Annotated in this window: 12 protein-coding genes; 4 read left to right on the forward strand and 8 right to left on the reverse strand. The window is 59.2% G+C overall.

The window, feature by feature from the left end; genetic code table 11:
* The first annotated feature begins 92 nt into the window (after nt 1-92).
* Entirely contained in the window at nt 93-518 is a 426-nt protein-coding gene (locus QD357_RS25515; RefSeq protein ID WP_414125291.1) for a DoxX family protein, read from the forward strand.
* Between the two features lie 31 nt (nt 519-549).
* Nucleotides 550-1,122, forward strand: a complete 573-nt coding sequence (locus tag QD357_RS25520; protein ID WP_414125292.1) for an NADPH-dependent FMN reductase — start codon at nt 550-552, stop codon at nt 1,120-1,122.
* 745 nt (nt 1,123-1,867) lie between these two features.
* On the opposite strand, the gene mce is transcribed toward QD357_RS25520, so the two are convergent.
* Genes mce through QD357_RS25540 form a run of 4 tightly spaced genes read right to left on the reverse strand, consistent with a single transcriptional unit; the run spans nt 1,868 to nt 7,977 of the window.
* Nucleotides 1,868-2,278 carry a methylmalonyl-CoA epimerase gene (gene mce / locus QD357_RS25525; protein WP_183940679.1) on the reverse strand — a complete coding sequence of 137 codons (411 nt, stop codon included), beginning with the start codon at nt 2,276-2,278 and terminating at the stop codon, nt 1,868-1,870.
* A 13-nt stretch (nt 2,279-2,291) separates the two neighbouring features.
* Nucleotides 2,292-4,430 carry a methylmalonyl-CoA mutase gene (scpA, locus tag QD357_RS25530; RefSeq protein WP_414125293.1) on the reverse strand — a complete coding sequence of 713 codons (2,139 nt, stop codon included), beginning with the start codon at nt 4,428-4,430 and terminating at the stop codon, nt 2,292-2,294.
* Nucleotides 4,430-6,433 (reverse strand): acetyl-CoA carboxylase biotin carboxylase subunit, encoded by a 2,004-nt coding sequence (locus tag QD357_RS25535; protein ID WP_414125294.1) that lies wholly within the window; start codon nt 6,431-6,433, stop codon nt 4,430-4,432. The genes scpA and QD357_RS25535 overlap by 1 nt, the downstream gene beginning before the upstream one ends.
* An 11-nt stretch (nt 6,434-6,444) precedes the next feature.
* The gene (locus QD357_RS25540) at nt 6,445-7,977 is read right to left on the reverse strand and encodes an acyl-CoA carboxylase subunit beta (protein WP_414125295.1); all 1,533 of its coding nucleotides are present in this window, start codon (nt 7,975-7,977) and stop codon (nt 6,445-6,447) included.
* A gap of 118 nt (nt 7,978-8,095) precedes the next feature.
* On the opposite strand from QD357_RS25540, the gene QD357_RS25545 reads away from it, so the two are divergent.
* Nucleotides 8,096-9,508 carry a helix-turn-helix domain-containing protein gene (locus tag QD357_RS25545; RefSeq protein ID WP_414125296.1) on the forward strand — a complete coding sequence of 471 codons (1,413 nt, stop codon included), beginning with the start codon at nt 8,096-8,098 and terminating at the stop codon, nt 9,506-9,508.
* A gap of 431 nt (nt 9,509-9,939) precedes the next feature.
* Here QD357_RS25545 and QD357_RS25550 read toward each other — a convergent pair whose 3' ends face one another.
* A complete protein-coding gene (locus tag QD357_RS25550) occupies nt 9,940-10,584 on the reverse strand; it encodes a TetR/AcrR family transcriptional regulator (RefSeq protein ID WP_414125297.1) in 645 nt (214 codons plus the stop codon).
* A 66-nt stretch (nt 10,585-10,650) separates the two neighbouring features.
* On the opposite strand from QD357_RS25550, the gene QD357_RS25555 reads away from it, so the two are divergent.
* Nucleotides 10,651-11,814, forward strand: a complete 1,164-nt coding sequence (locus QD357_RS25555) for a serine hydrolase domain-containing protein (RefSeq protein WP_414125298.1) — start codon at nt 10,651-10,653, stop codon at nt 11,812-11,814.
* A gap of 42 nt (nt 11,815-11,856) precedes the next feature.
* Here the strand turns inward: QD357_RS25555 and QD357_RS25560 are convergent, their stop codons facing one another.
* The 3 genes from QD357_RS25560 to QD357_RS25570 all read right to left on the reverse strand — a co-directional run bounded on the left by QD357_RS25560 (nt 11,857) and on the right by QD357_RS25570 (nt 13,661).
* Nucleotides 11,857-12,327: an Lrp/AsnC family transcriptional regulator gene (locus QD357_RS25560; RefSeq protein ID WP_414125299.1), complete on the reverse strand. Its 471-nt coding sequence runs from the start codon at nt 12,325-12,327 to the stop codon at nt 11,857-11,859.
* Nucleotides 12,328-12,869: 542 nt separating this feature from the next.
* Complete coding sequence (locus QD357_RS25565; RefSeq protein WP_414125301.1) at nt 12,870-13,352, reverse strand: MarR family winged helix-turn-helix transcriptional regulator; 483 nt, start codon at nt 13,350-13,352, stop codon at nt 12,870-12,872.
* A gap of 39 nt (nt 13,353-13,391) precedes the next feature.
* Nucleotides 13,392-13,661 carry a hypothetical protein gene (locus QD357_RS25570; protein WP_414125302.1) on the reverse strand — a complete coding sequence of 90 codons (270 nt, stop codon included), beginning with the start codon at nt 13,659-13,661 and terminating at the stop codon, nt 13,392-13,394.
* Nucleotides 13,662-14,147: the final 486 nt, after the last annotated feature.

A 14,147-nucleotide genomic window follows, 5' to 3' on the forward strand; every position in this document is an offset into this window, starting at 1 on the left:
CATTTTGTAACGGCCGATGTTCTGCCTCGAGCGGAGAGACGGACGATGCGGTTGGCTCGCAGCTTTCCTAAAATCACACGCGGAGACTGAGAATGACAAAAAAGCTCTATTGGGTGAGTACGGCACTCCTCGCGTTGATGTATCTCGGGGCGGGGATCTTCTACCTGACCAATATCTCTGGGGTCCAACAGATGTGGGAGCATCTTGGGTTCCCGGCTTATCTCGTGCCCATTATGGCAGTGGTCAAGATCACGGCTGCCGTCGTCATTCTGTGGAGGCCTCTGACCGGGCTAACAGATTTCACCTACGCAGGAATGTTCTTCCACCTGTGTCTGGCTGTTTCTGCACACATCAATGCGGGCGACGGCGGGTTTGCACCGGCATTGGTGGGAATCGCGCTCGTGATCCTGTCCTTCTTCACTCAAAACGCAGGCCGAAAAAAACCGTCGCCTTACGGGCGGTTGCCCGGGGTTGCTGACGTATCCCCAGAACCGGCCCGCCCGAATAATTCGATTTGATACGGCTTCTTGGAAATCCTCGAGCCACCATATGCAGGAGACCTTCATGACTACTCACGTAGCCGTCCTTGTCGGCAGCCTTCGCAAGGCATCCGTTACCCGCACGCTATCGCGTGCGCTCGCGGAGCTTGCTCCGGAAGGGCTGCAACTGTCTGCTGTCGAAATCGGCGAAATGCAATTCTATAATCCGGATCTCGACGAGGCATCCCCACCCGCCTCGTGGCAAGCCTTTCGGGATCGCATCAGAGGATCCGATGGCGTCTTGTTCGTAACGCCTGAGTACAACCGCTCTGTTCCCGCGGTGCTCAAAAATGCGCTTGATGTTGGGTCGCGTCCAGGAGGCAAGAATGTATGGGCCGGAAAGCCGGCGGCGGTGATTTCTGCCTCACGGGGAGCATTGGGAGGGTTCGGCGCAAATCACCACCTGCGGCAGTCGTTGGTTTGCCTGGACGTCCCGGTATTGCAGCAACCGGAAGCCTATCTGGGCGATGCCTACAACCTCTTCGATGATGACGGAAAGCTCGCCAATGAGACGACGTTGGCGTTTCTCTCAACCTTTATGGAAAAGTTCGCCGCGTGGATTGCCACTAACCGCCGAACCTGAGGGGCTTGCCTTCGGTGACATTCGACTTGCCGTCGCCAGCCGCCTTCTGAGCTGGTTGATAGCTCCGGTCCAATTCTCGAGATGGTATGTGTGCGAAACTTACCCTTCGCGAAGAACCAGGATGTCGATCCCACCGGGTCGAAACCCCAGCCGGCGTGAGGAACGCCGAAAGGCTCCCCGGCCGGGGTATCGACCTGCTTATGGACAGCCTGATGTCAGGGTCCTTTCCTGGGATGGCCGCCAGTCATATAGTCTGCAACATTCGATAGCCAGCCGCGTTCCGCCTTGTCGGTCCAAGCCCGGAGGGCAGCAATATGATCCGTACCGGCCAGTTTAATTGTCGCCGCCAGATACGGATGGCCGCGTAGATTTCATCTGCTGCCGCCAGATGACAATCTTCGCGACGGTTGCGTATCGTGAAGACGAAGCGACCAGCGACAGCTGTCGACATCTTCTCCTGGAGCCCTCGACAAAAAGCTACGGTGGCTTCGGTGTCACCCCAAACTTTCGTGAGGAAGAGTTGTCTTCGCGGCCAGACAGCGGCGATCCCGGAAGGCAGCATCCGGCGCAAAAGGCCCCGCTCAACCGTTCCCGAGCCGCTCGAGCAAAGTTTTCGGGTTCCCGGCGGCGTCGATGCATTGGTGCCCGCTCCAAGCCGACCGGACGCGTTGCTCCATTGGACGGTCGCCCTTCGCGGTATGAAGGCTTTCCACTACGAGGCGTTCTCCCGTTCCTGTATTCAGCCTTATGCCGGTGAAACCTGTTCAAGCTCGTAAAGCACACCGCCCATATCCTTCGGGTGCAGGAAAAGAACGGGGTTGCCATGCGCGCCGATCTTCGGCTCCCCATCACCCAGAATACGAACGCCCTTTTTGACGAGATCGTCGCGAACCACGAAAATATCCGGCACCTCAAAGCAGAGATGGTGCGTGCCGCCGCCCAGATTTCTGTCGAGAAAAGCGGCGATCGGCGAATTTTCGCCGAGCGGATAAAGAAGCTCGATCTTCGTGTTTTCAGCCTGAACGAAAACCACCGTCACACCATGTTCTGGCAGTCGTTGCGGCGCTGAAACCTCTGCGCCCAATAGCCTGTAGCGGGCAATGGCGGCATCGAGATCGGGCACCGCGATGGCGACGTGATTCAGTCTTCCGAACATGGATGTCGCTCCCTTACACGTTCCGCCTGACGCCCTCGAGCAGGTCGATGACCTTGTTGGCCGCATCCATGACATTGGTGCCGGGCCCGAAAATCGCCGAGACACCGTGGTCGAGCAGGAACTGGTAATCCTGGCGCGGAATGACCCCGCCGACGACGACGATGATGTCCTCCGCACCCTTTTGTTTCAGCGCCTCGACAAGTTGCGGCGCGAGTGTCTTGTGGCCGGCGGCAAGCGACGACATGCCGACCACGTGCACCTTGTTCTGCACGGCGAGATCGGCCGCCTCAACCGGAGTCTGAAACAAGGGGCCGGCCAGCACATCAAAGCCGAGATCCCCAAAGGCGGAGGCAATGACCTTGGCGCCTCGATCATGCCCGTCCTGCCCGAGCTTGGCGACCATGATACGCGGCTTGGTGCCGATCCTTCCAGCCACACCTGAAAGGCGGGCGGCAAGCGTGGCAAGTTCCGGCTCGTCCTTATAGGCTTCGCCATATATGTCGCTTACCACCTCCGGCACGGCGGCGTGGTCGCCGAAGGCGGCACGCAGCGCATCGGAAATCTCTCCGACMGTGGCGCGTGCGCGTGCGGCGGCAACGGCGGCTTCGAGAATATTGCCCTTGCCGCTGCGGGCCACCTGCGAAAGCTTCTCCAGAGCCGGGTCGACCTCCTTGCCATCACGGCGGCGGCGCGTTTCTTCGATGCGGCGGATTTGCGCGGCGCGCACGGCGGCATTGTCGATATCGAGAACATCGATATCTTCCTCGTTTTCCAGACGGTAACGGTTGACGCCGACGATAATCTCCTCGCCCTTGTCCACCGCCGCCTGGCGGCGCGTTGCGGCCTCCTCGATCAGCCGTTTCGGCAGGCCTTCCGCCACGGCCTTGGTCATGCCGCCAAGCGCTTCCACCTCCTCGATCAGCGCCMAGGCCTTTTCAGCCAGTTCGCTCGTCAGGCTTTCGACGTAATAGGAGCCGGCCAGGGGATCGACCACCTTGGTGACCCCGGTTTCATGCTGGAGGATGAGCTGAGTATTGCGAGCGATGCGGGCGGAAAATTCCGTCGGCAGCGCGATCGCCTCGTCGAAGGAATTGGTGTGCAGCGACTGCGTGCCGCCGAGCACCGCGGACATCGCCTCGAAGGCGGTGCGGACGATGTTGTTGTAGGGATCTTGCTCCTGCAGCGACACGCCTGATGTCTGGCAATGGGTGCGCAGCATCAGCGAGGACGCCTTCTTCGGCTGGAATTCCTCCATGATGCGGGTCCAGAGCAGCCGGGCGGCACGCAGCTTGGCCGCCTCCATGAAGAAATTCATGCCGATGGCGAAGAAGAACGAAAGCCTTCCGGCGAAATCATCGACATTCAGCCCCTTCGCCAAAGCAGCCCGCACATATTCGCGACCGTCCGCAAGGGTAAAGGCAAGTTCCTGCACGAGCGTCGCGCCCGCTTCCTGCATGTGATAGCCGGAAATGGAAATGGAGTTGAATTTCGGCATCTCTTTTGCCGTATATTCGATGATGTCGGCAATGATCCGCATCGAGGGTTCAGGCGGATAGATATAGGTATTGCGGACCATGAACTCCTTGAGGATATCGTTCTGAATGGTGCCGGAAAGCGCAGCGCGCGGAACGCCCTGCTCCTCCCCCGCAACGATGAAACTGGCGAGCACGGGAATGACCGCGCCATTCATGGTCATCGACACCGAGACTTTTTCGAGCGGAATGCCGTCGAACAGGATTTTCATGTCCTCGACGCTGTCAATCGCCACCCCCGCCTTGCCGACATCGCCCTCCACGCGCGGATGATCGCTGTCATAACCGCGATGGGTGGCGAGATCGAAGGCGACGGAAACGCCCTGCTGGCCGGCGGCTAAATTGCGACGGTAGAAGGCGTTCGACTCCTCTGCCGTCGAGAAGCCGGCATATTGGCGGATCGTCCAGGGACGTCCGGCATACATAGTCGCGCGCGGGCCGCGCGTGAACGGCGCAAAACCCGGCAGGCTGTTCAGATGCGAAGTATCTTGCAGATCGTCAGCGGTGTAGAGCGGCTTAACCTCGATACCTTCGGGCGTATTCCAGACGAGTGTTTCCGGTGAACGCTTCAGCTCCTTTTCGGCAAGCGCCTGCCAATCGGCAATCTTGGCATCCGACATCACTCAAACTCCATGATCACTTCATCCACCGCCAGGCTTTGGCCCGCCTCAACCTTCACCGCCTTGACCACTGCCCTCTTCTCGGCTTTCAGCAGGTTCTCCATCTTCATCGCCTCGACCGTCGCCAGCGATTGTCCAACTTCGACCGTGTCGCCTTCCCTGACCAGCACCTGAGTGATGACGCCTGGCATCGGGCAGAGCAGCTTTTTCGACGTGTCGGCCGACTGCTTGATCGGCATGTACTGGGATAGATCGAACAGGCGCGGTGTCATCACGCGGTAGATCATGTCGATGCCGCGGAAACGAAGGCGCCATCCGGTGGAGGCGCGCGAGATCTTAACGCTTGATGCTTCACCATTGATTGTGAACGAGGCGAGCGTTTTGCCCGGTTGCCAGTCGCTTGTGACTGTGTGATTGACGCCGTCGCCATAGCGGATGTCGGTGGTGCCGGTCCCGCATGTCACGGTCTGCGGCCATGAGTGGTCGCCGCCGACGGCAACGAAGTCGATGCCCAGTTTACGCGTGTGGTTGGCGAGCGTGCCTGAAATCTGTGCGCGGCGCGCTTCCTCAACGAGGTGAACATAGGTCGCGATGGAGGCGAGCTGGCGGGCCTGATCGTTGTCTGGCGTGACACCGTGGAAACCTTCCGGCCACTCCTCGGCGATAAAGGCCGTCGTGATGTTGCCGAACTGGAACCGCGGATGTGCCATGACGGCTGAGAGAAAGGGCAGGTTGTGGCCGATGCCCTCGACCTCGAAGCAATCGAGCGCCTCGGCCATCGCCTCAATCGAGCGCGTCCGGTCGAAGGCCCAGGTGCACAGTTTAGCGATCATCGGGTCGTAATACATCGAGATCTCGCCGCCTTCGTACACGCCGGTATCATTGCGGACCACGATACCGTCATGCTGTGGGCCTTCTTTAGGGGGACGATAGCGGGTCAGCCGGCCAATCGATGGCAGGAAGCCGCGATAAGGGTCCTCTGCATAGAGGCGGCTTTCCATCGCCCAGCCATTGAGCTTGACGTCGGACTGGGCGATCGCAAGTTTCTCGCCATCGGCGACGCGGATCATCTGCTCCACGAGGTCGATACCGGTGATGAGCTCGGTCACGGGATGCTCGACCTGCAGGCGGGTGTTCATCTCGAGGAAATAGAAATTGCGCGTGCCGTCGACGATGAATTCAACCGTGCCGGCCGAGAAATAGCCGACGGCCTTGGCGAGCTGGACAGCCTGCTCACCCATCGCCTTGCGAGTGGCTTCGTCGAGGAAGGAGGACGGGGCCTCTTCAACGACCTTCTGGTTGCGACGCTGGATCGAGCATTCCCGTTCGCCGAGATAGATCATATTGCCATGCTGGTCGCCCAGCACCTGGATCTCAATATGGCGCGGCTGATCGACGAACTTCTCAATGAAGATGCGGTCGTCACCGAAGGAAGACCTCGCCTCGTTCTTCGACGCCTGGAAGCCCTCACGAGCCTCCTGGTCGTTCCATGCGATGCGCATGCCTTTGCCGCCGCCGCCAGCCGAGGCCTTGATCATGACGGGATAGCCAATGCCGGCCGAGATCCTTACGGCCTCTTCGGCATCGGCGATCAGGCCCATATGGCCCGGCACCGTGGAGACGCCAGCCTCGGCCGCGATCTTCTTGGAGGTGATCTTGTCGCCCATGGCTTCGATAGCGCCGACCGGCGGACCGATGAAAATCACGCCTTCCTGGCTCAAGCGCTCGGCAAAAGCGCGGTTTTCGGACAGGAAGCCATAGCCGGGATGGACAGCGTCGGCGCCGGTCTGCCTGATGGCGTCAACGATGCGATCGATGACGAGATAGGACTGGGCCGAGGGGGCAGCGCCGATATGCACGGCCTCGTCGGCCATGCGGACATGCATCGCCTCACGGTCGGCGTCGGAATAGACAGCCACCGTCTTGATGCCCATGGCGCGTGCGGTGCGGATGACGCGGGCTGCGATCTCACCTCTGTTGGCGATGAGAATTTTTGTAATCATGTGATTTTGCCTTACAGAGGGATGGTGTCGTGTTTGCGCCAGTAGGTTTCTGATCGCTTTGTGCGAAGCATGGCAAACGCCCGGGCGATGCGCTTGCGCGATGAACGCGGCATGATCACCTCATCGATGAAGCCGCGTTCCGCCGCTACGAAGGGATTGGCGAAGCGGTCTTCGTATTCCTTGGTTCGGGCCGCGATCTTTTCCGGGTTCTTGAGCTCTGAGCGGTATAGGATTTCTGCCGCGCCCTTGGCGCCCATCACCGCGATCTCGGCGGTGGGCCAAGCGTAGTTGACGTCGGCGCCGATATGCTTGGAGGCCATCACGTCATAGGCTCCCCCATAGGCCTTGCGCGTGATCAGAGTGACCATCGGCACGGTCGCCTGGCTATAGGCGAAGAGCAGCTTGGCGCCGTGCTTAATGATACCGTTATATTCCTGGGCGGTGCCGGGCAGGAAGCCGGGGACATCGACGAGCGTGAGGATCGGGATGTTGAAGGCGTTGCAAAAGCGGACGAATTTCGCGCCCTTGCGTGACGAGTCGATGTCGAGGCAACCGGCGAGAACCATCGGTTGGTTGGCGACGACGCCCACGGTCTGGCCCTCCATGCGGATGAAGCCAGTCAGGATGTTACGGGCGAAACCTTCCGAGATCTCGTAGAATTCGGTCTCATCGGCCAGCGCCAGGATCAATTCGCGCATGTCGTAGGGCTTGCTGGCGCTGTCAGGGATCAGCGTGTCGAGCCGCTCTTCCAGTCGGTCGGGGTGGTCGAAGAAGGGGCGGACAGGCGGCTTGTCGCGGTTGTTGAGAGGCAGGTAGTCGAAGAGGTCGCGGATGCGCAGCAAGGCCTCGATGTCGTTGTCGAAGGCGCCGTCGGCGACGGAGGACTTGGTCGTGTGGGTCCTGGCGCCGCCCAAATCTTCGGCGGTGACGATCTCGTTGGTGACGGTCTTCACCACGTCGGGGCCGGTGACGAACATATACGAGCTGTCTCGCACCATGAAGGTGAAGTCGGTCATGGCGGGAGAATAGACCGCACCTCCGGCGCAGGGGCCCATGATCACAGAGATCTGCGGGATGACGCCGGAGACTTCGGCGTTGCGGCGGAACACCTCGGCATAACCGGCGAGCGAGTCAACGCCTTCCTGGATACGGGCGCCGCCGGAATCGTTCAAACCGATCACGGGGGCGCCGTTACGGGCAGCCATATCCATGATCTTGCACATCTTCTGCGCATGGGTTTCGGAGAGGGAGCCGCCGAGGACGGTGAAATCCTGGGAGAAGACGTAAACGAGACGGCCGTTGATCGTGCCCCAGCCGGTCACAACGCCGTCGCCCGGCACCTTGTTCTCGGCCATGCCGAAATCGGTGGCCCGGTGGGTGACATACATGTCGTATTCCTCGAAGGACCCTTCGTCGAGCAGCACGTCGAGGCGCTCGCGCGCCGTCAGCTTTCCCTTGGAATGCTGGGCGGCGATGCGGGCTACGCCACCGCCAAGCCGCGCGGCGTGGCGGCGAGCTTCGAGTTGATCGAGGATTTCCCGCATGTAGTCACTCCTTGGTATCGTCTTTGCAATACACGCCGTTGTTTGGTTGCAAAACGTTGGAAGATGTGAGCATGTACAAACCGCAAATTATGATTTTGCTTTTTGTGAATTTGTGAAAATGGCGGCGGGAAAGCTCTATATCGGGCGCAAAGTGCGCGACTTGCGCCTTGCAAACCAGGCAACACAGCAACAATTTGCTGAGCGCTTAGGTATATCGGTGAGCTACCTCAATCAGATCGAGAGCAACCAAAGGCCGGTATCAGCCACCGTTCTGCTTGCCCTCGCAGACAAGTTCAAGATCGATCTATCCGATCTCAGCGGCGCTGAGGGCGACCGATTGCTTTCGGCACTGGCAGAGGCGCTTACGGACCCGCTGTTCAGTTCTCAGGCAATAAGTCACCAGGAACTGAAAATGGTGGTGCATAATGCGCCCGGCATTGCGCATGCGCTGATTGCAGCACATCAAGCCTACCGTCATAACTCTGAGCGCCTGGCGAGTATCGATGACACGCTTGGTCGCGCCTCAACCGTTGTCGAGCACACCCCATACGAGGAAGTGCGGGATTTTTTTCATTTCATGGACAACTATATCCATGAGATCGACGTGTTCGCTGAAAGGCTCGCAGACGAGATCGGCATCGGCGATCAGGACACACATGCCGCCTTATCCGCTCATCTGGAAAACCGGCTTGACATTCGCATCAATCGATCCACTGGCACTGGAGATATCATCAGAGACTTCGACGAGGAGCGCCGGTTATTGACCCTCTCGCCATATCTCGTTCCGGCCTCGCGTGATTTCCAGATTGCCCTCCAGATTGCACAGCTTGCGGGCGATGAAATCATCAGTCAGCTTCTGGATAAAGCAGCCTTTCGAAGCAGCGAGGCGACCGAAATCTGCCGCATGGGTCTTCACAACTATTTCGCCGGTGCGCTCGTTCTGCCCTATGGTCGGTTCATGACAGCCGCACGAGAAGTGCGCCACGATCTTGATCTTCTGTCAGCGAGGTTCGGAGCAAGTATTGAGCAAGTTTGCCATCGGCTATCGACCTTGCAACGACCCGGCCAAAAAGGCGTACCGATTTTCTTCGCGCGCATCGATCGCGCCGGCAACATCACCAAGCGGCACAGCGCGGCAAAACTGCAGTTCGCCCGCTTTGGCGCCGCCTGCCCGCTTTGGAACGCCCACAGGGCCTTCGAGGCACCCGGGCAGGTGATACGCCAATTGGCCGAAACCGCTGACGGGGTGCGGTACCTTTGTATCGCGACACAGGTTACCAAGGGCGACCGAGGATTTCATGCTCCCCGCCAACATTATGCGCTCGCGCTCGGCTGTGAAATTTCCTATGCGGATCAGTTTGTCTATGCAGACGATATGGACATCGGAAATCGCACAGCGTTCGATCCCATCGGCATCTCGTGCCGAATTTGCGAGCGGGCGAACTGCGCGGGCCGTGCCGTTCCACCCTTGAAGAGCCGCTTAGTAATTGACCATCGCAAGCGTGGCCGCTTGCCGTACCACATTGGCTGATACTCGTTGCTTTGACCGGATGCGTTTGTGGCGAACGGCGGCAAACCAGGCGGTGCGCTCACCCGACAGATCGATCGTCGCGTTCTCGGAAAGGCCCTAGTCGGCATATAGAAAAGCATTTGGGGAAACCGAGAAGATCGATGTCGGCGTCGCTCAGGCGTCTTGACGTTTCGCCCAATGCGCTTTCAGAATGTCGTAGTCCTTGCACTTTGGTCCGGAGATCCGCCCCACATGAGCGGGAGACCACCGACCACCAAGAGAGGATGACGACATCCGCGTTCGTTGCCACCGTCGCTGTCGGTATAGACCGTGAATTGGCGCCATTCGCTTGACTGACACGAAAAATTTAACTGCCGCCCTCCGCTGCCGCCGCGAGCGGATTTGTCTTGGACAGTCGGTCGCCCAGCTGCCATTCATTCTTCAAGGGCGGATCAACGTGGACGGTGACGATCGAGCTCGTTGACTGCGTGTTTGACCAGGGCCATCAGTTCCTCCGTTGTCGCCCCGTCGCGGGCCTGGACGGACATGCCCTGAACGATACTTCCGAGAAATCGGGCAAGCGAACCTGCATTCGTATCCGCGCGCAGATCCCCTGCGTGGATCCCGAGTTCGATGCGCGTTTTGAAGGCCTCGAGTGTGCGCTGGCGAAGCGAGGAGACGTAATAGACGATGTCCTCGTTCTCCGAGGCGCAGGTCAGGGCTGCGGTAGAGATCATGCACCCCTTGGGATGGTCCGGAGAGGTGAAGGATCTAGCCGAGTTCTGCAGGAAGCGTTCGAAGGCGGCGACCGTGTCGATCGGCTCCTGCAGGGGATTTCCCGGATCCGGCCGTGGCGTGCGCCGGTAATGATCGAGCGCGTCTCGATAGAGGTCTGCCTTGGACCGGAATGCAGCATACAGGCTTTGCGGCGTAATGCCCATGGAGGCCGTCAGATCGGCAATCGACGAGCCGTCATAGCCATGCTCCCAGAAGACATCCCGCGCGGCGGCAAGTACCGTCTCGCGATCGAAAGCCGGCGGTCGGCCGCGCTTGCGGCGGGTACCTTCCAGTTCATTCTTATTTTTCACAATGTTCACTCTGGAATTAGAAGTTGTTTCGCGCTAATCAGGAACGGTTATTGTGATTATAGAAGGTCCGATCGCATGAGTCTTCCCCTTGAAGCCGAAACACCGGCCGGTACGCTTGCCCGCGCCATTGATGATGTCATTGACCACACCCTAGCGCAAAATCGGCTAGTAGGCACGGTCGTGCTCGTTTCTCAAAAAGGCGCTATCGCCTATAGACGTGCCGCTGGTCTTGCGGAGCGGGAAACCGGCCAGCCGATGGCGGAAGACACGATCTTCCGCCTCGCATCCGTCACGAAGCCGATCGTCGCCATTGCCGTGATGCGGCTTTACGAGCAGGGCCGCATCGGACTGGACGATCACGTGACGAAATGGCTGGCGGATTTCCGTCCGCAGCTTGCTGACGGCTCGGAGCCCGTGATCCGTATCCGCGATCTCCTTACGCATATGTCCGGCCTCAGCTATGGCTTCCTGGAGGAAAACGGACCTTATGTTCGCGCGGGCGTTTCCGACGGCCTTGCCGAGCCCGGCCTGTCGCTTGACGAAAACCTTGCCCGCCTCGCAGGACAGAAGCTTGTCTTTGCGCCCGGCACGAACTGGCGGTATTCGCTGTCGATGGATGTTCTCGGCGGCGTCATCGAGAAGGAGACCGGCGTGCAATTGGGTGAGGCCATCGAGATGCTCGTCACGGGGCCGCTTGGGTTGCGGGACACCGGATTCAACGTCGTCGATCGTCAAAGGCTGGCAGCTGCCTACGCGGACGGTGAGACCGAACCACGCCGCATGGAAGCGGAAACCTTTGTCACCGCATTGACGGGATCGGTCAAATTCGCCCCGGATCGCATTTTCGATCCCAAATCCTATCACTCCGGGGGCTCCGGCATGGCGGGAACCGCCCGGGACGTATTGGCCATACTGGAAACGGTCCGCAAGGGCGGCTCGCCGCTTCTGTCTCGGCAAACGGTGGACTTGATGACGCGTGATCAGACCGGCGGGCTGCGCCAGTCCCTCGATCCCGGCATCGGCTTTGGTTTCGGATGGGCCGTAATCACAGATCCGGTCGCGGCACAGGCGCCGTGGTCAAAAGGGACCTATCGCTGGGGCGGCGTCTATGGCCATAACTGGTTCGTAGATCCGGTCAGGGAACTGACGGTCGTATCGCTTACCAATACGGCAATGGAGGGCATGTGGGGTCGGTTCACCGTCGAGTTGCGCGATGCTATCTACGGCGCTCTGCGGTAGCGGCCGGCACATTGCATGTTCCGGCTTCACGCCGGAACATGCCTAGCCGATCGGCAGGACCTCGGAGCGCTTGACCTGTCGAAGGGCAAGGCTGGTTTCTATCGACGCTATGCCCTCCAGACGGGCCAGCTTCGTTGTCAGGAAATGGTCGTAGGCCTGAAGATCCCTTGAGACGATGCGCATCAGGTAGTCGCGCTGACCGGTCATAAGATAGCAGTCAACCACTTCTGGCCAGACGGAAACCGCAGCAGCAAAGCGTTCCAGGTTCTGTTCGACCTGCCTCTCGAGCCTGATCGATACGAACGCGCTGATCGGAAGTCCGACGGCATCCTGATCGATCACCGCGGTGTAGCCCTTGATGATGCCAGCGTCTTCCAGCAGGCGAACCCGGCGGGCCGTCGGAGAGGCCGACAAGCCTACTTTGTCGGCTAGATCGCTCATAAGAATCTTTCCATCGGACTGGAGAACCCGGATTATCTTCTTTCCAATGGCATCAAGATCAGTGGCTGACATTTGACAATACCCCCTCAAAATTCCTGTTGCAGCGCGTATAGAGTCGCGCAATGATCCAGCGACTTGGTTAGGCTGGCAAGATCGGCGTAGACCTGATCGCCGCTCGCAAACGCCCCGAAACCCTCGGTAGGACTGCTCGTCTTCCGTCGACTGCCAAGCGCTCATGCGGACATCCCGGGTGCGTCAGGCCTCGATCGAGCAAGGAAATGACTGACAGCCGTTTTCTCACCGTGCAGCCAGTTTTCCTGGCGCGAAAGTGGCTTTGCGGCGCAACCTCCGACATCAAATGCGCAACACCGAAGTCCGTCAGAAGCGCTGTTGAAAATGTCGCCGGTGCATAATGCTGCCGTGTCAGTCATTCGGCTCCGCGTGAGACGCTCCGTCGGCCAAACTCTAAAGACAGGGGAATGCCAGGACGTTCCTACCGTTTTCAAGTCAGGCGAGAGGATCAAGCGCTGCACTGAGTGCCTTGGATCCGGTGTGGTCGGCATGATGACGACCTGCTTCTTCTTGCTCTTCGCTCAAGTCAGGAAACGGCCCCCTCAGGGCAGGCGGTGCGGTGCCCGGCTCAACCTATTGTTGGCTTCGGCCAGCTTTCTCAGCAACGCTATCAGTTGCGCTTGCTCGCGCACGTTCAAGGGGCCAAGGAGGCGCCGTTGCGATTCCTCAACGCTGGGCATGACATCATTCAGAATCTGCCGCCCGCTATCGGTGATGGACACGATTTTCGCACGCTTGTCCTTGGCCGAAGGTTCCCGTGTGATCATGCCCCGCTCTTCCAACTTGGTGAGAACGACGACAATGGTTGTGCGATCAAGTGCCGCGACGCCGCCGAGTCTTGCCTGATCCATTGGCCCGAAACCATCCAGGGCCGACAGAACACTGAACTGCAAAGGTGTGAGGTCAGACGCCCGGCATTCGTCGAGAAAAATCGCGACACCGATTTGATGGCAGCGCCGCAAAAGATAACCKGCCATGGAGAGAAAGCGGCTCTCTTCCGTTACCGCCTCGTGATTGGGCGTCACCTTACTTTTCCGCGCATTCGTTGTCACATTCTACTCCTTTCAAATTCCATCCAACCCGCCATCGAACTCAGGCAATTCGGCACACAAATCGAAGAGGCGGCTGATCGTCGGACAGGGCAACATGGCTACATCAAAGCCACGATTGTTGAAGACCTGAGCATCGAGGAAAACATCGGCCGGACCCGGCCGGTAGCCATGCCAGAAGCCGCCTGTCAGATGATCTTTTACAAGCGTCTTCTCCAGGAGCGCGAACGCCTCGCTCACCAGGTCCCGGAACCACACTGCCGTTACCTCGTCATCTGCGCTCAAGGCACCGGAACAACCTCGTCGACGAGTGCGCCAGCAGGCTTGGAAAAAAGGATCGGAACACGCTGACGCTCGGCGTCTCTTGTGGAGGGAAAACAAAAGTCAACTGGATCTCCTGACGGTCTCTCTACCTGTCGCAAGGGCGGGCAAGTCGTTGAAACTGGCCGGCCCGTCCTCCTCCGTGCACTGGAGCAGCGTGCTACCGATGCGCACGAAAGGGTGCGGCTTGCGGTTGATTTTGCGATCCTGGTCATCAAACCCGGCGTAGTAATACGGCTCTCCCCCATCAATTCACGAACGAAGCGTTCCATCAGTAGCAGCTCGCGCGCGGGAAGCGCGAAATGGTCGATGCCCCGACAGCCCGAAGGCGTTGTCGGTTTTCTGGTCGCGCGCGCCTTTCGGCGGGTTCAGTTGGAGAGCTCGAAAGTCGCGCTCCTCTGTCGTACTCAAGTGTTTTATTCTTGTTTTTTGGTAACGATACCACTCATT

Origin of the sequence: Rhizobium sp. BR 317, from assembly GCF_047445835.1 — a bacterium.
Lineage (GTDB): Bacteria > Pseudomonadota > Alphaproteobacteria > Rhizobiales > Rhizobiaceae > Rhizobium > Rhizobium paranaense.

What these genes read in the sequence shown, in the direction of transcription:
- QD357_RS25545 (WP_414125296.1), top strand. Translation starts at nt 8,096, where the DNA reads ATGGCGGCGGGAAAGCTCTATATCGGGCGCAAAGTGCGCGACTTGCGC.
- QD357_RS25515 (WP_414125291.1), top strand. Translation starts at nt 93, where the DNA reads ATGACAAAAAAGCTCTATTGGGTGAGTACGGCACTCCTCGCGTTGATG.
- QD357_RS25520 (WP_414125292.1), top strand. Translation starts at nt 550, where the DNA reads ATGCAGGAGACCTTCATGACTACTCACGTAGCCGTCCTTGTCGGCAGC.
- QD357_RS25560 (WP_414125299.1), bottom strand. Translation starts at nt 12,327, where the DNA reads ATGTCAGCCACTGATCTTGATGCCATTGGAAAGAAGATAATCCGGGTT.
- mce (WP_183940679.1), bottom strand. Translation starts at nt 2,278, where the DNA reads ATGTTCGGAAGACTGAATCACGTCGCCATCGCGGTGCCCGATCTCGAT.
- QD357_RS25540 (WP_414125295.1), bottom strand. Translation starts at nt 7,977, where the DNA reads ATGCGGGAAATCCTCGATCAACTCGAAGCTCGCCGCCACGCCGCGCGG.
- QD357_RS25555 (WP_414125298.1), top strand. Translation starts at nt 10,651, where the DNA reads ATGAGTCTTCCCCTTGAAGCCGAAACACCGGCCGGTACGCTTGCCCGC.
- QD357_RS25535 (WP_414125294.1), bottom strand. Translation starts at nt 6,433, where the DNA reads ATGATTACAAAAATTCTCATCGCCAACAGAGGTGAGATCGCAGCCCGC.